The sequence below is a fragment of the Streptomyces sp. NPDC048461 genome, from assembly GCF_055587105.1.
This window is the reverse complement of sequence record NZ_JBVJGW010000024.1, coordinates 63,514-83,461: the sequence shown is the minus strand read 5'-3', so window position 1 is coordinate 83,461 and position 19,948 is coordinate 63,514. Positions and strand designations below refer to the sequence as shown.

Sequence of the window (19,948 nt, the reverse complement as noted above, 5' to 3'; positions counted from 1 at the left end):
GCCAGACGGGGTCGGGCGCGATGTGCCCGGGTGAGGGGGACGGCCCCGAGTAGGCCCTCCGGGGGCCGCCACTGTGTGCTGTCTGTGGCAGCCCCCGGGGGCTCAGCGGGACGGTTCAGGCCTGGCCGATCTCCTGGGTGAACTGCAGGATGACGAACTCCGCGGGCCGCGTGGCGGCGAGGCCGGCCTTGACGATGAGCCGGCCCGAAGCCAGATCGTCTTGCGTCATCGTGATGCCGGTGCCGACCTGGACGAAGTACGCCTCCTGCGGCGTCTGGCCCCTGAGGCCGCCCTGCCGCCACAGACCGTGCAGGTAGTTGTCGATTGCTGCGCGTACCCGCTCCCACGTGGGCTGGCTGTTGGGCTCGAACACCGCAGTGCGCAGCATCCGCTGGATGTCGTGTTCGACCGCGTTGAAGAGGCGGCGAATCGGGATGTAGCGCCACTGGTCGGTGTCAGAGAGAGTCCGTGCGCCCCAGATCAGGGTGCCGCTGCCGGCGAAGGCGCGGATGAAGTTGACGTTGAGGTGGGTGCCCTGGTCGGTGTCGGAGGCCGGGCGGAGCGGGCCGGTGATGCCGCGCAGGGTGATGTTGGCGGGAGCCTTCCACACGCCGCGCTCACGGTCGACCGCGGCCCAGGCTCCCGCGACGGCGCTGCTGGGTGCGACCGGCTCGTCGTCGCCGCTCTGCCGCAGCCAGGGGAAGTACACCGCCGCGTAGCCGCGCACCTCCTCGTCAAGGCCCCAGGCGTCGATCGCCGTACCGGCCTGGCCGGCGGAGTGGTCCCGGTCGGTGTGCAGGACGGCCATCGCCTTGTTCTGCGCGGCCCAGCCTGCGAGCGCGCGGGCCCACTCGCCGGCCGCCTGCGCGCCGTGGTCCCACAGACCGGGGGCGACCAGGATCGTCACGTCCCCGAGCCCGGTCACCGCTTCCAGTGCCTCGGCGAGCGAGGCTTCGGCGGTGCTGACCAGATAGCAGTACCCGCCGCCGTTCTGGAAGTAGCTCCTGAGGACCGGCCCCAGCCCCGTGAAGACATCCCTCTTGCCGTCCTCGTCGGCCCACCGGGTGAAGTCCAGCCAGCTGTTCACCCGCACCCCGCCCGCAGGCACACCGGCGAAATCACCGACGAACGCCGTCACCGCGGTCTGCCCCCCCTGGACGGACAGGCTGAGGCTGAACGTCTCCTCGACGTAGACGCCCGGGTAGGAAACTGCCATGGGACTCTCCTCCACTGTGGTGTGCGCGACGCGGGTGATCATGCGCCTGGGCCGGAGCACCCGCAGCTCTTTGCGTGTTCTGACCAACGCCACACCGCATTTCAGGTAATGCATCACGCATGCAACTGCCCCACCGCCGCACCCGGCGGTCACGCTCCGCCAAGGCGCCCGTTGCCCCGTCACACCCCGATGAGAGCGCTGCCTAGCCCCAGGACACGCCAGACTCGCCTCGCCATGCATCACACACGCCCCACATGCGCGATATGTGGACTTCGCGGGGTCGAGTGGGTCCTCCGGCGCCTCGCCCCGGCCTCGCGGGCTGCCCCCGCTCCGGTCGGAGATTTGGTTCACCACGACCTTGGCGCCTGCCAGCTGGAAGAGCTCCGCGGCCGTCTCGGCGGACTCCTCGTCCTGATAGGCGACGACGAACATCTGGTCCGGCCTCTTCAGCAGGTTGCCGCGTTCCTCTTCCGAGTAACTGGCGGCTCTGCGCCGCCCGCCGCAGGGCGCACCGCTTCGCCGCCATCCGTACGGATGGCGGCGAAGCGGGGGTTGAGGAACACCCGGGTACCTGTCAGGTGCCCGGATTCACACGGATGTTCCTCAGATGCTGAGGCACTCGGCGATGACGCTCACCTGCCGGGGCGTTCCGTCCTTGCCCCCGTGTACGAACTCCCATCCGGTGTTGTCGGCGGCGGGCTTCAAGCTCTTCGGGATGTTGATGGACAGGTAGCCGCCTCCTACCGCGAGCTGCCCTTCGGGGCAGCTCGCCTTGTACACGGTCGCATCGCCGGGGGTGACCACGGTCTCGGCGGCCGGGGTGACGGTGGCGTCAGCCGAGGTCAGGCACACGGCATACACGCCGAAATCCCCGATCGCCTCTGCCTGGGGTGTGATTTCCCAGGCGTCACCGGCACGGGACATCGCGGAGCGCCTGAACTCCGGGCTCATCCCGTCCGCCTCGTAGCTCCAGCCGCCGCCGGTCACCTTCCCGCTGAGGCACGTCGCCGCTTTGATCTTGCCGTTGCCGGTTGCCTTCACGATGCTGGTGAGCTGTCCTTCGGGATCCGCCAGGCACTGCGCGTACACGGTGAACGGCCCGGGGGCGTCGTCCCGGTCGTCTTCGCGAGCGGTGACGGTCCAGGCGGTCTTGGAGGACGGGAGGTTCTCCCTGATGTCCTTATAGGTGGACTCCGTGGAGTACCCGCCCCCGGTCACCACGTAGCCGTCCGGGCAGGTGGCGGTCACGGCGGTGTTATCGGCGGTGCCGGTGGCAGTGACGGTTTTGACGGACGGGGCGGCCGCCTGGGCCTGTACCGCGGTGGTGCCTGTCGCGCCGATCGCTGCGACGAGCAGGGTGCAGAAGACTGTGCGCATGCGCATGAGAGGGAACTCCTGCTGTTCGTGCCGGATGTGCTACGGAAGGACAGCGCGGCCGTAAACCGCCTGCTGCCCATCGGCACTTGACGTCTCGAACCGGAGGCCGCGGGCAACCCTGACGCCGGCGGACCCGGCTGCGAGTACCACCCATGACCTTGGCACCCTCACCATGACATCCCGACCAAAAAGGCGATAAATACCTATCAGGACGGCCCGAACCACCCGTGCAGCCGGTGGTACAGCCGTAGGCGCACGCCGCACGGGCGACCACCGCGCTTCGCTCCGGCGGCTATGCCAGGACTTCGCCATCAGCATCAGCTCGCAGGCGCCCTGCTCACCGAGGTGTGTCAGGTTTGATGTCCATGCTCCCTCAGCCGCCCACCAGGCGAGACGCCCGGCCTGGTCGTCGTGGACTGGCTGCCCCACACCCGCCTCGACCGCGCGGCACTGGACATGGTCGAAGCCGACCGCAAGGACGACGAGACCGTCGTCCGCTACGAGGTGGTGCGATCGGCGATGCACACCGCCCTCGGCACCATCCTGACCGGCTCCCGCTACACCTGCACCGCTACACCTGCACCGCTACACCTACACCGGTGCACCGGTGCGGGGGACAGCGCCGTACCCGAACGGGAGCTAAGCGGAGCCCACTGCGCTGGCGCTGCGCGACGGAATCATCCTCTTCGTTCAGCCGGGAGAGGAACGCACCATCGGAAAGGGCGGCATCCGCCGGTGCGCTCTCTCCTGCGTCGCGCCCGAAATCTGCGGCAGGGTCGGCCAGATCGTCCAGATCCGCTACATGCCGCACGACGACCGGAGCATCGGTCTGCCTGGGCGGCACGTACCTGTGCTCCGCGCTGTCGGCCGGGCAGCTGACCGCCGAGCAGGCCAGAGGCCTTCCGCGTCCAGCATCGTGAGGAGCCGCCCGGCTCGGCCGCGAACGTCGCAAGGTGTCCCGCCGGGTGCCGCGGTGCTTTTCATGGTGCTGGTCATGGAGTCGGGTCGGGGACAAGGTGGCGTTTTCGGTCTCCTTTGTGGCTGGTTGGTTCCTTCACTCCTTTCGGCCCGTTAGTGGTGCTTTAGCGTCGGCCCGGGCCGTGGTCCTTCCGGCTACGGGATGGTTGATAAGAGGGGTGTCCGGTGTCGGAGCAGGCGGGTTCGATGGAGCCGGAGCGGCTGGAGCGGTTGCGGGGTCTGCTGTCGGGGACGCGGGGTGATTCGCGGATGGCGCGGAGCCTGTCGCGCGCACCGAGGGTGAACGTGATGTTCGGGGCGTTGCTGCATGCCGCGGACCGGTTGCGGCGGGGTGAGTCGTTGACCGAGCTGGAGGAACTGCTGTTGGGCTCGCTGCGGGGCGTGCTGACGGAGGAAGAGGTCAAGGAATGGGGGCGGGTCTATGGTGAGTCGCTGAGCACTCACGGGACTCTGGTGGGTGTGCCCGAGGTCATTACGAGCCGTTCGCTCTCCGAGGGGTACGGCTTTACGGACCTGGCCGGGGATCTGCCGGCGGTGGCAGAGCAATGGCGGGCGCAGTCGAACCATTCGACGGTCGAACCCGAGGCGCTGGCCGCGGGGGAGGACTTCGACAGCCCCGAGTTCATCGAGGGCATGCGCGAGTGGGGCTTCGCAGTCACCGTGCCTGCATGGGCGGCCGCCTCCGAAGACGCCCACGGGAGCCAGAAGGCGCCACGCGAGGACGAGCGGGCGGCCCATCAGTTCACGCTGGAATACGAGAATTTCCGTGTCCACCGCACGGTTGGTGACGGCTGGCCGAGCACCAGGGACGAGATCCGCTGGACTTCCGGAGGCCAGAGCGACCTGGGCATGCACGCCAGACCGTTCCTGTCGCAGGAGTTCGGCGGAGAGACCGCACGGGAGGGACAGACGCCGGCCTTCACCCGTGACCGGCTGGCCTTCCAGGGGCGTGCCGAAAACGGGCTGATCCTCAACGTCACATGCTGGGAGTGGGACACCGGCGATGGCAACGACGACAGTTTCCGAGAAGCCCTCAACCGGTTGAACGGCAATCGTCTCTTCAGCCTCGCGTGGGATGCCATCGGCGCCGTGGTGCCCGACGTCTTCGGACTCCTGATGGACATCACCGCCCTCACGATCAACATCGTCAACCTGGTCGCGAGGAACGACGTCTCCAGCTCCCGCACTCTCCTCCTCGACCAACGCACCCTGGCCGCGCTCTCCCACAGCGGCAGCGCGCAATGGCACTTCAACGGGGACGGCCACCACGAACTGAAGGCCAAGTTCACAGGCGCCACCATCCCCTTCCCCACCACCACCCTCGAATACATCACCTACACCGCGGACACCCCCAGCGCCCCCGTCGCCCTGCCCTGGCAGGCGATGGCCACCCCCGCCCTGGCCTCCTTCGGCGGCAGACTGCACGCCCTCTTCTTGCGCCCCAGTGACCAAGCGGTCATGTGGACCAGGCTCGAAGGCCAAAACTGGACCGCGCCCACACGGATCCAAGGATGGTCCTGCGCCTTCCCGCCGGCCTTGGCCGTCTACCGGAACAAGCTGTACTGCGGCATGGCCGGACTGGACGGCCGCGGTTACTGGAGCTCCCACGAAAGCGGTACGACCTGGAGCGCGGCGCGCCAGTTCCGCATCGGCGATGTCGCCAACGCCCCGGCCATGACCGCCTGGCGAGACCAGCTGTGGATGGTGCACTCCGGCTCGGACGGAAGGGTCTGGGAGAACTACTACGACGGAAGCGACCCGAACTGGAGCAGCTCCGTCCAGTGGCACTCCTGGAGGACGGCCAGTCCGGTGGCCCTGACCACGCTCGGGAACACGATGTGGCAGGCCGTCCGGGGGATGGGTGACACCCACCAGGACCGGCTGCACCTGACCCGGTGTGAATTCACCGGAAACTGGAAGGACGTCGCCTCCCCCTCCGGCTGGCGTATCCCCCACGGAGCCGCCCTCGCCGCCCACAACAACAAACTGTGGGTTTTCCTCCGTGGCATGGACGGCACCCTGTACAGCGCCACCCTCGTCGGCAGCACCTGGAGCGCCACCTCACCCGTCGGAGGCCCGAGTGCGAACAAGCCCAAGGAAGAAGCTGCCACAGCCGTCCACAACGGCAAGCTGTACGTCATGTACCGCCGCTGACTCTTTGGGATCGACATCTGAACGCAGGTCCGGCGGCTTTCGCCGCCGTGCTGCTCCTCGCGGCGGTTTCCGCGCACGCCGCGGTGCCGGCGCCGGCGCCGTGCATCGCGAAGTCGGTGAGTGACGCCGCTGAGACGCGTAAGGACAGCTCGGTCGATGGACGGTCCGCGGTGGCCCCACTTTTAGGCCGGGTGAACGATTCAGGAGGTGTCCCCGCTGAGTGGACTGAAGTGGCCCCACCCCTCGACCGGGTGACGTTTCCGGGCTGTCCTGGGGTGGAGCGGACGACGTGCAGGGGTGGTCAGTCCCACCAGCCGGCGCCGGTCTGCCAGCGCTGAACCCACTCCAGGAAGCCGAAGGCTTCCGGCCCCGGATACGAGTAGGCTCCGACGTCGCTGACCAGCCAGACCTTGCCCCGTTGGGGTCCGTTGACGACGAGGACCCAGTAGGAGAGTCCATCGTCGGTGCCCAGCACGACGGATCCGTGGCTGTAGACGTCGGCAACGCGCGCGCTGTGGTCTTGGGCGAGAGGCTCGCCTTCCCAGGCCCAGGTCTCCTGGAGCGGGAACGGCGCCGCGGGATTCCGGCCTACCTGGAAGGGCCAGCCCGGCGGGAGCCAGCCCAGGGGCAGCAGGCCACCGTCCTCCGGCGGCCCGAGCGAGGACCCGTTGGCGATCTCCGCGACCAGGCTCCGGTACGGCTCCGGGAGCACAGCCCCGTTCTCGGCTTCCCACGCCGAAACCGCCTCGTATCCGAGAGCCGACTCCCGCCACTCCGGCTCGAACGCCGAACGGAGGAACTCCAGGGCGGCCTCAGCGGGACGCTGATCAGGTGGTCCGATTGTCATGGCGACATGCTCGCAGAAGGGACTGACCGAGCCGATGAGAGCGTCCGTCGGCGCCGGGTGGGACCACTTCAAACCGTTCCTCAGCCGGGCCAGACGAAGCCGATCATCCCGGATCCGCTCTCCCCCTTGGCCTCGCCGCCGAGGCCACCGAACCGCTGATCCCGCCCCCGCCCGCGCCGGTGCCGTCCGCCCCGCGGCCCGACGGGGCCTACATCATCATCACCGTCGAAGCCCCCGCCGCGCAGGCCGCGCCACGTCAGCCGGACGTCGTGTTCGTGGCCGGAATTCCGCCCGAGGAACTCCTCGACAGGCTGGGCTCCGTGCCCGCGACCGTCCGGCCGCGCAGCCGGGAGCAGACGCGGCTGTCGGCTGCCGCATCCTGGGCGGCGTACCGTCCGATGGTCCGGGCCGGGTGGTGCGGCGACGGGTGGTCGTACGCCACCCAGGAAAGCGGCGACGCCCAGTTCGGCCGTCCGGAAGTGCTGCGACGGCTGTCCCGCGGGACCCGCGTCGTGAGGCTGTCGAAGCAGGGACCCGAAGTGCACGTCGCAGTCGTCGACGACGGTGTCGAGCAGCCCGAGGCATCCCGCCGGGTCGACTCACCCCGCGAGGACTACGTGACCGATGCCGACGGGCAGCCGGTCCTGGGAGCCTGCGGGCAGCAGTGGCAGCGAATCGGCGTCGATCCCTGGCCCGGCTCAACGGCCGCCTACACCCGGCTCCTGGCCGACCTCACGCAGGAGCACGACATCACCTGGGACCCGGAAGGCGACGGCGACGAGCCGCTGGCGAGCGCGCTGCTCCTGCCGGTCCTCAGCGACGTGCCACCGGCACGGCATCCAGTCTCCTCGGTACGCGACTTCGACCTCGAGGCACTCGTCGAGCGGACGCCGCCGCAGCGGTTGCGCTCCGCGATGGCGGCGCAGCTCGCCCGGCTGGCGTCCGAGACCGGCATCGACACCTACCCGGAGATCGCGCAGGCACTGGAGCGGATCCACCGCAACGAGCCGGTGGACCTTCCAGCCGACGGGCCCCTGGACCTGCGGATGAGGACCCTCTCCGCGGAGGCCCGAGCGGCACGGGGCCTGCTGGACGAGGCCCGGCACCAAGCGGATACGGCGCCGGTCACCGAAGCCGACCACGCCGCGTGGGCCGTCCGGGACTCGGCGGCCGGGGCTCTGCGCGAGTTCCTGCTGAAGCCGCTGCCGGCCGCTGCCGAGACGATCCTCGGCCGGCGCCTGTCCGTACGCTGGCGCGACGACCTTGCTGCGGACCTGGACGGCTAGGCCGGTTCGTTTGGATCACTTCCGCTGGCCGAGGTCATCGTTGATGATGTCCCTGTGACTCACCGTATCAGCGCTCTGATCTCGGCCTTCGGCGTCCTGGCCTGCGTGATCCTGGTCATTGCGGGCGTTCGTGAGTACCGCTCCGGCGCTTCGATCTTCTGGCTCGTGGGCGCAGTCGTGATCTTCCTCAGCGCTTTGCACACGCTCGTGCGGGACGTGCAGCGGCTTCGCACCCGGCCGGCCGCCTGACAGCGGTGCCGTTCCATCAGCACCGCCAGTCGTTGTTCGTGTGTGCCGTTGACTCACGCTGTGGGCGCGAATCGAACCGTTACCCCACTCGTGGAACACGCGGACCGGACTGCGCGAGACGGCGCTGCAGGAGCACCTTGGTGCCTGCGCCCCCGGTCGGACCCTCCAGCAGCCCCGGCCAGTGCGGCTCGTCGAAGATGTAGATGATGCAGCGCCCCGGGCACCCGGGGTGCGGGCAGGCCGTCGACGCAGCGACCCGCGGTGCGGGTGAGGCTTGCGCTGGTCCACGCTGTTGCGGCGACTTCGCGGCCGCGACGAGGACGTGGCCCGCCTCTCCCCGCTCAAGCACAAGAACCTCAACGTCCTGGGCCGCTTCAGCTCCACCGCCTCCATCTCCGTCGCCGGCGGCCTGCGTCCGTTGCACGATCCGGAGGCGGTCGAACTTGACGATGACGACGAGGGGACGGAGGACTCGGGAGTTCGCTTTCATCAAGGCGGCGGCGAGGGATGGTGGTCGTTCCCGGGTGGCAGTCTGGGGTGATGAGACCCTGGGGCACCTCACTGAGAACGACCTGCGGCATCTGCTCAATGAGTGGGACCCGATCGGCGTCGCCGACGACGTGCAGGACGAGTACGACTGCATGCTCGTTCCCCTGCTCGGGAGGCTTCACAGTGGCGCCAGCCAGGCGGAGCTTGGTGAGTTCCTGCAGCACGAGTTGGAGGATCACTTCGGTCTCGACTCCTTGGGCCTGCGGCCATACGCGATGGCCGGGCGAGTGATCGCCTGGTGGACGCGTGCTGGCCAGGCCGATGGCGCTGCCAGCGCTTAGAACTGCTATCGGAATGACTTCAGGCGTCGCCAGCAGATGAGCGAGCAGGCGAGGCTGAGGAAGGCTTCGTGGATGTCGTCGCGTACTTCCCAACGGATCCGTAGCCGACGGAGCCAGTGGAGGTGGGCGAAGGTGCGCTCGACGACCCAGCGGTCGGTGCCGAGTCCGGATCCGTGCGGGACGCCCCGTCGGGCGATGACGGGTTTCACGCCCAGGGCCCAGGCCATGCGCCGGTATTTGTCATGGTCGTAGCCGCGGTCGCCGAGCACGGTGTCGGGCCGTCGGCGGGGTCGGCCGCGCTTGCCGCGGACCGGCGGGACGGCCTGGAGCAGCGGGATGAACTGGGTGACATCGTTACGGTTGCCGCCGGTCAGGGTGGCGGCAAGCGGAATGCCGGTGGCGTCGGTGATCAGGTGGTGTTTGCTGCCGTTCCTGCCCCGGTCAACCGGGCTTCGTCCGGTTTTGGAGCCCCCTTTAACGCGCGTATGTGGGAGCCGTCGACCACGGCCCGCGAGAAGTCGATGGCGCCGGCTCCGCGGAGCCGGGCCAGGAGGGTTTCGTGGAGACGCGGCCAGACACCAGCCTCGGTCCACTCCGCCAGGCGTCGCCAGCAGGTCATGCCCGAACCGAACCCCAATTCCTGCGGGAGGTGTTCCCAAGCGATCCCGGTGTGGAGAACGAACAGGATGCCCTGGAACACCAGCCGGTCCGGATGCCGCCTCCGCCCCGGATGCCGTACCCGTCGCTCGGCCTTCGGCAGCAGCGGCTCGATCACCACCCACAACTCGTCGTCGACTTCCCACGGCTTGCGCCGAGCCACCCCGCACCCCCAACTGAACGCCCTCCAGCTCATCCAACCAGCCCGAAGATCATTTCGTTAGGGCTTGTTAGACAGCGCCCCACTGTCCAGGAGGTCATCGGCCGGACCCCCCTCACGTACGAGGACTGGGGCCGCGCGAATCTCCACCACTTCCGCTGACCGTCCGGAAGCGCCTCCCGCTCACGGAGCGGGAACCGACGACGGAGCGTCCGCCGGCAGCGGACGCACCGTCACCCATCACGTCAGTCCAGAAGCCGGCCGCCGAAACCGACGTACACCGTATCGAAGACCTCGCGGTGCGTCGGATCGGTCAGGCCGGTGTGACGCTGGTAGTTCTGCGGGTGGTCGCTGTCGCGGATGAGCATCATGGTCGACCCGCCGCCGTCCAGGTTGACCGCGTCCATCACGCCGAACGCCGTCAGGGGGGCGTTGAGTTCGACCAGGAAGCCACCCGCGAAGATGGCCTCGTCGGCCTCGTCGCGGGGCCCGGTGAGGGTGGCGAAGAGGGTGCGGCCCTGGTCGTCCACGCCGACCACGGTCCGGGAGTCTTGGCAGGAGACCTTCCCGACCGTCTTCACCGCGCGGGCGCAAGAGCTGAACACCGGCTGCTTTGCCTCATCGAGCGCGGCCCTGACCTTCGCCCCGGTCAACGGGTCGATCAGCTCCACGCTCGTCTCAGGATCGGTGCTGGTGGTCAGCACGTAGACGCTCGGCACCTGGGCGACCCCGTCGTCGAATGCGTCGGCGCCACCGGAGACGACGTCCACCGACTCGTCCAGGGGAAGGGGACGGTTGCCGAAGGTGTCGGTCATCGTCTGATTGACGTCGAACTTCACCCCACTCGCGAGCCTCGCCTTGAGCCAGTCCACGCGCTCCTTGCCCACTGCCTGGAGGATGTACTGCCCCTTGGGGACCGCCTTGCCCCCGCGCTGCGCGGTCCATGCCTGCGGCCGGCTAAGGGTGCCGTCCGCGGCGATCAGCACCTCGTACCCTTCGTCGTCGTCCGCGGTAATCCTGGGGTCCTCGATCAGGTTCCGCGCGGGCGTCTTGAGGCCGTACTGGTCGTTGAAGAGGACGAGCTCCGTGGGGTCCTGGAAGGCTGCGAGCTCCTTGCCCCCGGAGTGCGTGAACTCGACCTTCTCTCCGTCGCCTTCCTCGCGCTTGCACGCCAGCGGCACTCCGGGATCGCGGTTCACGTCGTCGAGCACCATCTCCTCGGGCGTCGCCGTGGCGCCCTCGCGCAGCTTCTCCTTGAGCGCCAGTTTCGTGCTCACGGTGGTGATGTAGGGGATGCCGTGCTGGAGCACCAGCGAGTTGCGGCTCGCCCCGTGACAGGCCGCGCCGAGCAGGACACCGTCCCGCACCGTCGCCCCGAAGCTCTGGACGGACTCCTCGGTGCCGGCGGGGTCCGACTTCCGGAGCCCCTCGCGCATGAAGTAGCTGCCGTTGATCCCGGCGATCGGCAGGTTCTTGGTGTTGGCGTTCAGCTGGTCACGGACGATCTCCGCGGAACCGGCCGCCTTGCCCGTGCTGCTCTCGATCCGGAGGGAGCCCTTGGCCGGGTCGATCCGCAGGACGCTGAACTCGCGGCGCGGCATCCCGTACCGGGGGTGGGCGGGGTCCGTGACCGGGTTCTCCTGGTACCGGAAGTGCTCGATGCCGGGGGCCAGGACCTTCCCGACATCCACGGAGTCGGGCGCGGCCTCCTGCCAGCCCGGGATCACCGGACCGTCTGCCTGGACGCCGAGCGATCCGGCCGTGCCGGGCACCGCCACGAGCAGGGCCGTCATGGTGGCGGTGGCGCAGGCGAGTGCCGCGCGGCGGGTACGGGTGCTCACTGGCACTCCCCGTCGTCCTTGAGGGTGTGGGAGTTGAAGGTCTTGGCGTGCGGGGCCGCGATGGTCGTGGCATCACCCGGCAGGACCCGGAAGGGCTTGTCCGTGGGCAGGCGCTCGGCCGCCGGCTTCGCGTAGAAGCATGCCGAGAACGCTGTGCGGTTGTAGACCGCCTGGACCCGGTTCGCCCAGTGGTCCGGGTGGTACGTCGTGTAGTCCTTGTCGAGCTGCGTGGTCCGGCCCCGGCCGTTCGGCTCGTAGAACAGGCACAGCTTGTCGTCCTCGCAGCGCTCGAAGCCCGTGAAGCACTGTCCCTGCGAGGGGACCAGCTTGTGGGAGCTCAGCCTGCCGCCCAGTCCGGGGGCGAGCGCCGCCAGCGTGCCCTTCGCCCGCGGCTTTACCGGAACGACCGCACCGCCGTACGAGGTCTCCACGTAGAAGCACGCCCAGTACAACGTGCGGTTGTGGAAGGACTTCGCCTGGTCGTTCCAATCCTCGTAGGACTGCGCGTCCTCGTTGCCGAGGACACCCGTGGCCGGGTTCCTGTCCCGGGCGTAGCTCTGGACCTGGCCGCCGTTCCCCGTGCCGTCCTCGGTGCTGTACAGACAGAGTGTGTGGGTACCGCAGTCGTACCCGGCCGCGTTCGCGGGCAGGGCCCCGAACAGCGTCGCGAAGAGCACGACGGCGCCCGCGATCAAGGCGCCCCCGCCCCGTGTGATGATCTTCATGGCGTGCAGTGTGCCAGCATCCTTACACAGGCCATATATCGGGTAGGGTGTGCTAACCGACCATGATCGTTCTCACCGGGATTTCCTGTACGTCAACTACGCACACCCGTGTCAGCACGGTGCTGTCGCCGTAAATGCGTACACCACCCGCGTCCAACCGCCCCAGCAGGACCGTCGTCGGGGACGCAAGAGAGCCGCCGACCGCGCAAACCAGTGCTTCGGTCGATGCGCGCGACCGGTACTTCCGCCAGCCGCGGCCCGCGGCGTACCGCTGGTCCAAGCGCTTGAAGACCAAGCCCTCCATCCCGACCGACGACCACTCCAGCCACTCGGCCGCTGTTGCCGGGTCGGTGGTCGACGGGCACAGCGCGAACTGAGGCCCGAGGTCGTGCTCCGCGAAGAGTCGCTCCAGGGCGGCGCGGCGCGCGGTGTACGGCTTTCCGGTGAGGTCAACGCTGCGGCGCAGGATGTCGAACGCCACGAAGTGGACCGGCCACTGCTCGGCGAGCCGCGCAGTGGCTGCGGCCGGACGGTTGAGTCGGCCCTGCAACCGTTCGAAGGCCAGCCGGTTGGCCTCCCAAACGATCAGCTCGCCATCAAGGGCCACGTTCGCCGGGATCCTTGCGGCCGCTGCGGTGATCTCAGGGAAAGCTGAGGTCATGTCCGTTCCGCGACGGGAGCGGATCACCACGCGGCCGTCGGCGTACCGGGCCAGCAGAGCCCGGTAGCCGTCCCACTTCGGTTCGGCAGCATGCTGTGCTGGGAGGCTCGGGCTGCCGACAGGGGTGGCGAGTATCGGTTCCGGCAGTGTCCACGACATGATCGACAACTACCACGTGGGACTCGTCAGCGCCGGTGATGTCCTCTGCCCGGCCGGGCCGGAGGCCCCCCACAGACCCGGAGGGCTTTCGCCGCCGGGCGCGGTTGGGCCGCTCTCAACGGCTCGTGTGTCGGTCCCTCAGGGAACGATGAGGACGATCTTTCCGTGGGCTTGGTGGGATCGGAGCCGTTCGGCGGCCCGGGTGGCAGTATCAAAAGTGAGGGTGGTGTCGATACGGGGCCGTACGCGTCCATCTGCGACAGCGGGCAGCAGCTGCTCGCCGGCGGCGGCGATGACGGCGCCCAGCTCAGCGGGCCGGGTAAAGCCAAAGGAGACTCCCGTGACGCGCAGGTGGCGGTAGGACAGGGCGTCGAGGTCGATGGTGGATTCGGCCGTGTCGAGGCGGCCGATGTTGACCACGGCGCCGTCGACGCGGGTGGCGGGAAGACACGCGGCGAAGGTGGGACCGCCGACGTGGTCCAGGACGACGTCGACACCCTTGCCTCCGGTGGCGTCGAGGACGGCCCCGACAGGGTCCTGGTCGCCGGCGACCAGGACCTTATCGGCACCGGCCCGCTTAAGCAGGTCGTGCTTGGCGGCGGAGCGGGTGGTGGCGATGACCTGTCCGGCGCCGAGGGCCTTGGCGATCTGCACGCCGATCAGGCCGATGCTGGAGGTCGCCCCGGTGATCAGCACCGACTGCCCGGCCCGGAAGCCGCCGGTCATGAGGGCGCCGTGTTCGGTGAGCAGTCCGGTGGGCAGTGCGCACGCGACGTCGTAGTCGAGGTGGTCGGGTACGGGCAGGACGTGGCGGTGGTCGGCGAGGACGTACTGGGCGAAGCTGCCTGGGGTCGTGCCCATCACCCGGTCCCCGACAGCGGGGGTGGTCACGTCGTCGCCTACGGCGGTGACCTCGCCGGCGAACTCGTAGCCGGCCTGGTACTCCTTGCCGGTGCCGCCGGAGGTGGGGTCGGCGGCGGTGAGCATGGAGGCGTCTGCGTTGTTCAGGGCGACTGAGCGGGCACGGACCACGATCTGCCCAGGTCCCGGCTGGGGTACGGGGACTTGGCGGGTGGCCCAGTCGGGGCCGGCGCCACCGAAGAGGGCGATCATCGTCGCGGGCATGAGTGGCTCTTCCTTCGCGTGCGAGGGTCAGTGGGCGCGGGTGCGCGGGGCGGCGTACTGCTCGTCGGTGATGTGTTCCAGCCAGGTGGTCTCGGGCCGGTCGTCGTCGGGAGCGGTGCCGTCCCACAGGGCGAGGTGCTGCATGAAGTTCTCCGTGGTGGCCCCGTGCCAGTGCTCCTCGCCGGGAGGGCAGGTCACGGTCTCGCCGGGGTGGGCCTCGAAGACGACTCCGTCGCGGGTGCCGACCAGGGCGACGCCGGCGACCACGTGGAGGGTCTGGCCCACCGCGTGGTGGTGCCAGGCGGTGCGGGCCCCGGGTGCGAAGCGCACCATGTTGGCGCGCACGCGGGAGGGTTCCTGACCGGCGTGGATGACGTCGAACCAGACGTCTCCGTTGAACCAGTCCTCAGGTCCCTTGCCGGTGGGCTGCGGCTTGACGAACTCCACGGGATGCTCCTTGCTTTTCGTACGGGTGGGATGTGAGGGAGAAGTGGGTGGGTCAGCGTTCCAGCATGGCCAGGCCGGCTTCGTTGTGGGTGTCGCCGGCGGCCTGGGGGAGGCTGGAGAGCTTGGCCAGCACCTCGGGGCTGAGCTGGAGGCGGTCGGCGGCGGTGTTCTCCTCGACGCGGGCGACGCGCTTGGTGCCGGGGATGGGGGCGATGTCATCGCCCTGGGCCAGCAGCCAGGCGAGGGCGACCTGCGCGGGTGTGGCGCCGACCTCGGTGGCGATGGCCTGGACTTCGTCGGCGAGGGCCAGGTTGCGCCGGAAGTTCTCGCCGGTGAAGCGCGGGTTGCCGCGGCGGAAGTCGCCTTCCTCGAAGTCGCTCTCCTTGCGGACGGTGCCGGTGAGGAAGCCGTGCCCGAGCGGGGCGAACGGAACCAGGCCGATGCCCAGTTCCCGCAGGACGGGCAGGACCCGCTCCTCGATGCCGCGGGTCCACAGCGAGTACTCGGACTGCACCGCGGTGACGGGCTGGACGGCGTGGGCGCGGCGGATGGTGTCCGGGCCGGCCTCGGACAGCCCGAAGTGGCGGACCTTGCCCTCGGCGATCAGCTCGGCGACCGCGCGGGCAGTCTCCTCGATAGGGATGTTCGGGTCGACGCGGTGCTGGTAGTACAGGTCGATGTGGTCGGTGCCCAGCCGCTTCAGCGACCCCTCGACCGAGGTGCGGATGTTGGCGGGGCTGGAGTTCAGGTTCCACGCGCCGGCGCCGCCGTGGTCGATCATGCCGAACTTGGTGGCCAGCACCACCTGGTCGCGGCGGCCCTTGAGTGCCTGTCCGACGAGGTCTTCGTTGACGTAGGGGCCGTAGATCTCGGCGGTGTCGATGAGAGTGACACCGAGGTCGACCGCCCGGTGGATGGTGCGGATGGATTCTGCGTCGTCGCTTCCGGCTCCGGTCAGGCCGTGGGACATGCCCATCGCCCCGAGCCCGATCCGGGCAACCTCCAGGTCACCCAGCTTGATGTGCTTCATCGTCATGCTTCTCCTGTCGGGCGGGGTCGGCTCTCAGCTGTCGAGGCGGCGCTTGCTGAGCCAGGCGACCATCTCGGGGTCGTGGTGGTCGAAGAAGAGCGTCGTGCCGGTGTCGAGGTCGGCGATCTGTGCCATCTGCCGGTCGGTGAGTTCGAAGTCGAAGACGTCGAAGTTCTGCGCCATCCGGTCGGGGCTGACCGACTTCGGGATCGTGACGATGTCCCGCTGGACCAGCCAGCGGAGCACGACCTGGGCGGCGGACTTCTCGTGCGCCTTGCCGATCTCGGTCAGGACGGGATGGGTGAAGAGGTCGTTCTTGCCTTCGGCGAAGCCGCCCCAGGACTGGTGCTGGACCCCGTGCTCGCGCATCAGCACCTGATCGGTGGTGCGCTGGAAGAAGGGGTGGGTCTCGATCTGGTTGACCGCCGGGACGATCTCGTTGTTGAGAATCAGGTCCAGGAGCCGGTCGGGGAAGAAGTTCGCGACGCCGATCGCCTTGGCCAGGCCCTCCCGGTTCGCGGTCTCCATCGCGCGCCACTGCCCGTACACGTCGCCGTAGGGCTGGTGCATCAGGTACAGGTCGACGTGGTCCAGGCCCAACCTGGTCAGGGACGTCTCCAGCGCGCGGCGGGCGTTGTCCTGGGCGGGGGCGTCCTGAACCCACAGCTTGGTGGTGACGAACAGCTCCTCGCGCGGGAGCCCGTTGTTCTTGATCGCGCGGCCCACGGCTTCCTCATTGCCGTAGGCGGCCGCGGTGTCCAGAAGCCGGTAGCCGGCCGTGAGGGCGTCGGCGACTGCCTGCTCGGTCTTCTCCGGCGGGATCTGATAGACGCCGTAGCCGAGGATCGGCATCTCGACGCCGTTGTTCAAAGTGACGCTCTGCACGGAGATCTCCTCGTCGTTCGGGGAATGGGAGCGGTCGGTCGGTATGGGCGGTGGCCGCAGCGGCTACCGGCCGCTTCCGCCCGGATTCCTGGAGAGGGTCACTCGCCGGCCGGGAAGTCCGTGGAGGCCGCCAGGTCGCGTTGGGCCTCGAAGTCCTCGATCCGCTTGCGCAGCACACCGAGGGTGGAGTCCAGCGCCTGGGAGCCGAGGACCATCCGCAGCGGGGCCGGGCCGGTGTCGACGGACTCGATGATGCGGGCGGCCATGCGCTGCGGGTCGCCTGGGGCGAGGCCGCCTGCCGGGTCGAGCATGGCCTTGAAGGCGTGGGCAGGGTTGCCCTCGTAGGCGTCGATGGGGTCGGCGACCCGGGCGCTGCCGTAGCGGAACTCGGTACGCGCTCCGCCAGGCTCGACGATCGTCACGCCGATGCCGAACGGGGCAACCTCTTGGGCGACCGACTCGGCGAAGCCCTCGATGCCCCATTTGGTGGCGTGGTACATGGAGTTGCCGGGGAAGGCGACCTGTCCGCCGTAGGTGGACATCTGGATGATGCGGCCGCCGCCTTGGGCGCGCAGGTGCGGGAGCGCGGCGCGGATCAGGGTGATGGAGCCGGTGAGGTTGGTGGCGATGATGTGGTCAACCTGGTCGTCGGTGATCTCTTCGGCGGCGCCGAACAGTCCGTAGCCGGCGTTGGAGACGATCACGTCGACGCGGCCGGCTGCGAACGCGGCGTCCACGGTCTTGCGGACGGCCCGGGTGTCGGTGACGTCGAGGATCTCCGGGCGGAAGGTGTCGGGGTACTGCTCGGTCAGGTCGGAGACCTTGTCCAGGTTGCGGACGGTGCCGATGACCGCGTCGCCGCGTTCCATGAGCTGGGTGGTCAGGGCGTGGCCGAGGCCGCTGCTGACGCCGGTGATGAGCCAGGTACGGGAGGTCATGCGTCGTCCTTCTTCGTGGCCGGGGCGGTGTCGGCCGGAGCGGCGGCGTCGACGGCGGCCAGGGCGTTGAGGGTGCGGGGGTAGCCGATGAGCGGCAGCAGGCCGGTCAGTACGGCGAGCAGGGTGGCGCGGGTGTTGCCGACGTTCAGGTTCGCGGTGACATGGCCCTTGACCTGGGCGTCGGCGCCGCCGAGCGCGGCGAGCATCGCGAAGGTCAGCAGCTCACGCGTGGGGACGTCGATGCCGGTGCGGGTGTAGTGGTCGCCGAAGCAGTTCCCGCTAAGGAACCGCTGGATGTGCTGCTCGTCGGCGGGGGCGTTCGCGTACATGGCGTCCACGGCCTTCTCACCGACAATCTGCTTCTGCACTGCCAGGCCTTGCTCCATCCGGGTGTCCGGGCTGGTCGTGGACTGGCCTTCCAGAGGAAGCCCGACACCGCGGTCGGTGAACACCTCGTTGGTGGCGTGCAGGAAGTCGAAGACCCGGGCCATGCCGGCGTACGGCACGGCCTGGTAGACGATCTCCTTCGCCTGCACCGGGGTGACGCCGATGGTGAGGGCGGCGCCGAGCATCACCCGGTACTCGGCGAGGGCGCCGACGGCGATCATCGCCGCGAGCTGCGTCAGCAGCCGGGTCCGCTCCGGCAGCCCCTGCGTGTGCTGCAGGACCTCGTCGAAGGCGAAGTTGTCGAAGTACTCGATCAACTCGGGATCGGTGACGGCGAGGGTGGAGACGTGGCCGGGGAGGAGTCGCTCGTGCGCGGCGGTAGCGGCGGCGTTCGGCTTGCGTGCGGTCACGGGCGGACCACGACCTTGAGGTTGGTGCGGTCGTCCATGGCCTTGTACGCGTCGGCGACCTGGTCCAGGGGGACCTCGGCGTCGAACACCCGGCCCGGGTCGATCCGGCCGGCGAGCACGTCGGCGATGGCGGACTCCAGGTAGGCGCGCACCGGGGCGGGCCCGCCTGCCAGCTGGGCGTTCTTCCCGAACAGCGAGCCGAAACCGACCGGGGCCTCCTCGTACTGCGGGACGCCGACGCGGGAGATGATCCCGCCGGGGCGCACGACGCCGTACGCCTGCTCGTAGGCCGGCATGAGCCCGACAGCCTCCAGGACGACGTGGGAGCCCTCACCGCCGGTCAGGTCCATCACCTTGGCGATGCCTTCCTCGCCGCGCTCGGCGACGACGTCGGTGGCGCCCCACTCCTTGCCGAGGTCGGTGCGGGAAGTGTGCCGGCCCATGAGGATGATCTTCTCGGCGCCCATCCGGCGGGAGGCGAGCACGGCGGACAGGCCGACGGCGCCGTCGCCGATCACGGTGACGGTCTTGCCGGGCTCGACGCGGCCCATGTGGGCGGCGTGGTAACCGGTGAGGTACACGTCGCTCAGGGCGAGCAGTGAGGGCAGCAGCGCCGGGTCGACGTCGGTGGGGATCTTGACCAGAGTGCCGTCGGCCTGGGGGACGCGGATCGCCTCGGCCTGTGCTCCGCCGACGCCTCCGGCGCCGTACCAGCCGCCGTGCGGGCAGGCGGTGTGGAAGCCGTCCCGGCAGATCGGGCAGGTGTTGTCGGCGTACGCGAACGGGGAGACGACAAAGTCCCCACGCTTGAGACCACGGACCTCCGAGCCGGTCTCCTCCACGATCCCGAGGAACTCGTGCCCCATCGGCGCACCCTCGTCGGTCTTGTCCATGGAGTGGTAGGGGTGCAGGTCGGAGCCGCACACGCAGGCCAGGGTGATCCGGACGATCGCGTCCGTGGGCTCGACGATCCGCGGGTCGGCAACGTTCTCGACCCGGACGTCGGCGGGGCCGTACATGAGGGTGGCGCGCATGGAAGATCTTGCCTTTCGTGACGGTGGGTAGTGCAGGGCCGGCGGGGTGATCAGCGGGGTTCGAGGCGCAGGGTGGAGGCGCGGGCCCGGTCGGTCAGGACGTGCTCGACGATGCTCGGGTAGTGCCCGTACTTCTCCCGGTAAGCCGCATCCACGCCTCGGTACTCGTCGGGTCCGGCCGGGTGGAAGGTGACGTCCCGGTGGACGCCACCGGCCTGAATGCGACCCCGGTGGCGGGACTGCGTTCCCCGGTACCAGGGACCGTCGGCGCCCTTGACCGAACGGACGTACAGCTGGTCGCCGGAGCGGACCACCCACATCGTCACCGCCTCGCGCAGGGTGCCGTTGGACCGTTCGGATGCCAGGTCCAGCTCCTCGGCCGCGGCGATCTTCTCCAGATCCGGGCCGTTCCAGTCCGCCATCGTCAGTCCCTTCCGCTGTACAAGGCCAGGTGCCGGGCCCCCGACCAGCCGTGTCTCCGTGCACCACGTCCACCGTTCCCCGCACACCAGGGGCACGCCATCCGAGCGCCGCCCCGGAGACAGGGCGAAA

21 protein-coding genes are annotated in these 19,948 nt (G+C 69.2%); 6 read left to right on the top strand and 15 right to left on the bottom strand.

The window, feature by feature from the left end:
- Positions 1-115: 115 nt before the first annotated feature.
- Both ACZ6S8_RS31395 and ACZ6S8_RS31390 read right to left on the bottom strand, forming a co-directional pair.
- Entirely contained in the window at positions 116-1,216 is a 1,101-nt protein-coding gene (locus ACZ6S8_RS31395) for a phage tail sheath family protein (RefSeq protein WP_469460809.1), read from the bottom strand.
- Positions 1,217-1,819: 603 nt separating this feature from the next.
- A complete protein-coding gene (locus ACZ6S8_RS31390; protein WP_469460808.1) occupies positions 1,820-2,599 on the bottom strand; it encodes a hypothetical protein in 780 nt (259 codons plus the stop codon).
- A gap of 652 nt (positions 2,600-3,251) precedes the next feature.
- On the opposite strand from ACZ6S8_RS31390, the gene ACZ6S8_RS31385 reads away from it, so the two are divergent.
- On the top strand, positions 3,252-3,668 hold the full coding sequence (locus ACZ6S8_RS31385) for a Mu transposase C-terminal domain-containing protein (RefSeq protein WP_469460841.1): 417 nt from the start codon (positions 3,252-3,254) through the stop codon (positions 3,666-3,668).
- 68 nt (positions 3,669-3,736) lie between these two features.
- A complete protein-coding gene (locus ACZ6S8_RS31380; protein WP_469460807.1) occupies positions 3,737-5,725 on the top strand; it encodes a PLL family lectin in 1,989 nt (662 codons plus the stop codon).
- A gap of 301 nt (positions 5,726-6,026) precedes the next feature.
- Here the strand turns inward: ACZ6S8_RS31380 and ACZ6S8_RS31375 are convergent, their stop codons facing one another.
- Positions 6,027-6,572, bottom strand: coding sequence for an SMI1/KNR4 family protein (locus ACZ6S8_RS31375; protein ID WP_469460806.1), 546 nt, complete (start codon positions 6,570-6,572; stop codon positions 6,027-6,029).
- A gap of 179 nt (positions 6,573-6,751) precedes the next feature.
- Between ACZ6S8_RS31375 and ACZ6S8_RS31370 the strand changes: the two genes are divergently transcribed.
- The 4 genes from ACZ6S8_RS31370 (at position 6,752) to ACZ6S8_RS31355 (ending at position 8,937) form a co-directional block, all read left to right on the top strand.
- On the top strand, positions 6,752-7,858 hold the full coding sequence (locus ACZ6S8_RS31370) for a hypothetical protein (protein ID WP_469460805.1): 1,107 nt from the start codon (positions 6,752-6,754) through the stop codon (positions 7,856-7,858).
- Positions 7,859-7,912: 54 nt separating this feature from the next.
- Positions 7,913-8,107, top strand: coding sequence for a hypothetical protein (locus ACZ6S8_RS31365; protein ID WP_469460804.1), 195 nt, complete (start codon positions 7,913-7,915; stop codon positions 8,105-8,107).
- A 274-nt stretch (positions 8,108-8,381) separates the two neighbouring features.
- Positions 8,382-8,648 (top strand): hypothetical protein, encoded by a 267-nt coding sequence (locus tag ACZ6S8_RS31360; RefSeq protein ID WP_469460844.1) that lies wholly within the window; start codon positions 8,382-8,384, stop codon positions 8,646-8,648.
- A complete protein-coding gene (locus tag ACZ6S8_RS31355) occupies positions 8,632-8,937 on the top strand; it encodes a hypothetical protein (protein ID WP_469460803.1) in 306 nt (101 codons plus the stop codon). Before ACZ6S8_RS31360 ends, ACZ6S8_RS31355 begins: the two co-directional genes overlap by 17 nt.
- 5 nt (positions 8,938-8,942) lie before the next feature.
- On the opposite strand, the gene ACZ6S8_RS31350 is transcribed toward ACZ6S8_RS31355, so the two are convergent.
- The 12 genes from ACZ6S8_RS31350 to ACZ6S8_RS31295 all read right to left on the bottom strand — a co-directional run bounded on the left by ACZ6S8_RS31350 (position 8,943) and on the right by ACZ6S8_RS31295 (position 19,818).
- Positions 8,943-9,790, bottom strand: a protein-coding gene (locus ACZ6S8_RS31350; protein WP_469460802.1) for an IS5 family transposase whose coding sequence is annotated in 2 segments (ribosomal slippage) — positions 8,943-9,415 and positions 9,415-9,790 — 849 coding nt in all. Because the reading frame shifts where the segments join, the coding sequence is not laid out codon by codon here.
- 209 nt (positions 9,791-9,999) lie between these two features.
- The gene (locus ACZ6S8_RS31345; protein ID WP_469460801.1) at positions 10,000-11,595 is read right to left on the bottom strand and encodes a phosphodiester glycosidase family protein; all 1,596 of its coding nucleotides are present in this window, start codon (positions 11,593-11,595) and stop codon (positions 10,000-10,002) included.
- The gene (locus ACZ6S8_RS31340) at positions 11,592-12,320 is read right to left on the bottom strand and encodes a peptidase inhibitor family I36 protein (protein WP_469460800.1); all 729 of its coding nucleotides are present in this window, start codon (positions 12,318-12,320) and stop codon (positions 11,592-11,594) included. The genes ACZ6S8_RS31345 and ACZ6S8_RS31340 overlap by 4 nt, the downstream gene beginning before the upstream one ends.
- Positions 12,321-12,372: 52 nt before the next feature.
- Positions 12,373-13,140 (bottom strand): ATP-dependent DNA ligase, encoded by a 768-nt coding sequence (locus ACZ6S8_RS31335; RefSeq protein ID WP_469460799.1) that lies wholly within the window; start codon positions 13,138-13,140, stop codon positions 12,373-12,375.
- A gap of 138 nt (positions 13,141-13,278) precedes the next feature.
- On the bottom strand, positions 13,279-14,265 hold the full coding sequence (locus tag ACZ6S8_RS31330; RefSeq protein WP_469460798.1) for a quinone oxidoreductase family protein: 987 nt from the start codon (positions 14,263-14,265) through the stop codon (positions 13,279-13,281).
- A gap of 27 nt (positions 14,266-14,292) precedes the next feature.
- The gene (locus ACZ6S8_RS31325; RefSeq protein ID WP_469460797.1) at positions 14,293-14,712 is read right to left on the bottom strand and encodes a (R)-mandelonitrile lyase; all 420 of its coding nucleotides are present in this window, start codon (positions 14,710-14,712) and stop codon (positions 14,293-14,295) included.
- Positions 14,713-14,764: 52 nt separating this feature from the next.
- Complete coding sequence (locus ACZ6S8_RS31320) at positions 14,765-15,742, bottom strand: aldo/keto reductase (protein WP_469460840.1); 978 nt, start codon at positions 15,740-15,742, stop codon at positions 14,765-14,767.
- Positions 15,743-15,775: 33 nt separating this feature from the next.
- Positions 15,776-16,627, bottom strand: a complete 852-nt coding sequence (locus ACZ6S8_RS31315) for an aldo/keto reductase (RefSeq protein WP_365626667.1) — start codon at positions 16,625-16,627, stop codon at positions 15,776-15,778.
- Between the two features lie 98 nt (positions 16,628-16,725).
- Complete coding sequence (locus ACZ6S8_RS31310) at positions 16,726-17,565, bottom strand: SDR family oxidoreductase (protein WP_469460796.1); 840 nt, start codon at positions 17,563-17,565, stop codon at positions 16,726-16,728.
- Positions 17,562-18,362, bottom strand: coding sequence for a carboxymuconolactone decarboxylase family protein (locus ACZ6S8_RS31305; protein ID WP_469460795.1), 801 nt, complete (start codon positions 18,360-18,362; stop codon positions 17,562-17,564). The genes ACZ6S8_RS31310 and ACZ6S8_RS31305 overlap by 4 nt, the downstream gene beginning before the upstream one ends.
- The gene (locus ACZ6S8_RS31300) at positions 18,359-19,396 is read right to left on the bottom strand and encodes an alcohol dehydrogenase catalytic domain-containing protein (RefSeq protein ID WP_469460794.1); all 1,038 of its coding nucleotides are present in this window, start codon (positions 19,394-19,396) and stop codon (positions 18,359-18,361) included. Before ACZ6S8_RS31300 ends, ACZ6S8_RS31305 begins: the two co-directional genes overlap by 4 nt.
- A 50-nt stretch (positions 19,397-19,446) precedes the next feature.
- A complete protein-coding gene (locus ACZ6S8_RS31295) occupies positions 19,447-19,818 on the bottom strand; it encodes a DUF2255 family protein (protein WP_469460793.1) in 372 nt (123 codons plus the stop codon).
- Positions 19,819-19,948: the final 130 nt, after the last annotated feature.

What these genes read in the sequence shown, in the direction of transcription:
- ACZ6S8_RS31395 (WP_469460809.1), bottom strand. Translation starts at nt 1,216, where the DNA reads ATGGCAGTTTCCTACCCGGGCGTCTACGTCGAGGAGACGTTCAGCCTC.
- ACZ6S8_RS31390 (WP_469460808.1), bottom strand. Translation starts at nt 2,599, where the DNA reads ATGCGCATGCGCACAGTCTTCTGCACCCTGCTCGTCGCAGCGATCGGC.
- ACZ6S8_RS31375 (WP_469460806.1), bottom strand. Translation starts at nt 6,572, where the DNA reads ATGACAATCGGACCACCTGATCAGCGTCCCGCTGAGGCCGCCCTGGAG.
- ACZ6S8_RS31340 (WP_469460800.1), bottom strand. Translation starts at nt 12,320, where the DNA reads ATGAAGATCATCACACGGGGCGGGGGCGCCTTGATCGCGGGCGCCGTC.
- ACZ6S8_RS31335 (WP_469460799.1), bottom strand. Translation starts at nt 13,140, where the DNA reads ATGTCGTGGACACTGCCGGAACCGATACTCGCCACCCCTGTCGGCAGC.
- ACZ6S8_RS31330 (WP_469460798.1), bottom strand. Translation starts at nt 14,265, where the DNA reads ATGCCCGCGACGATGATCGCCCTCTTCGGTGGCGCCGGCCCCGACTGG.
- ACZ6S8_RS31320 (WP_469460840.1), bottom strand. Translation starts at nt 15,742, where the DNA reads ATGAAGCACATCAAGCTGGGTGACCTGGAGGTTGCCCGGATCGGGCTC.
- ACZ6S8_RS31310 (WP_469460796.1), bottom strand. Translation starts at nt 17,565, where the DNA reads ATGACCTCCCGTACCTGGCTCATCACCGGCGTCAGCAGCGGCCTCGGC.
- ACZ6S8_RS31300 (WP_469460794.1), bottom strand. Translation starts at nt 19,396, where the DNA reads ATGCGCGCCACCCTCATGTACGGCCCCGCCGACGTCCGGGTCGAGAAC.
- ACZ6S8_RS31295 (WP_469460793.1), bottom strand. Translation starts at nt 19,818, where the DNA reads ATGGCGGACTGGAACGGCCCGGATCTGGAGAAGATCGCCGCGGCCGAG.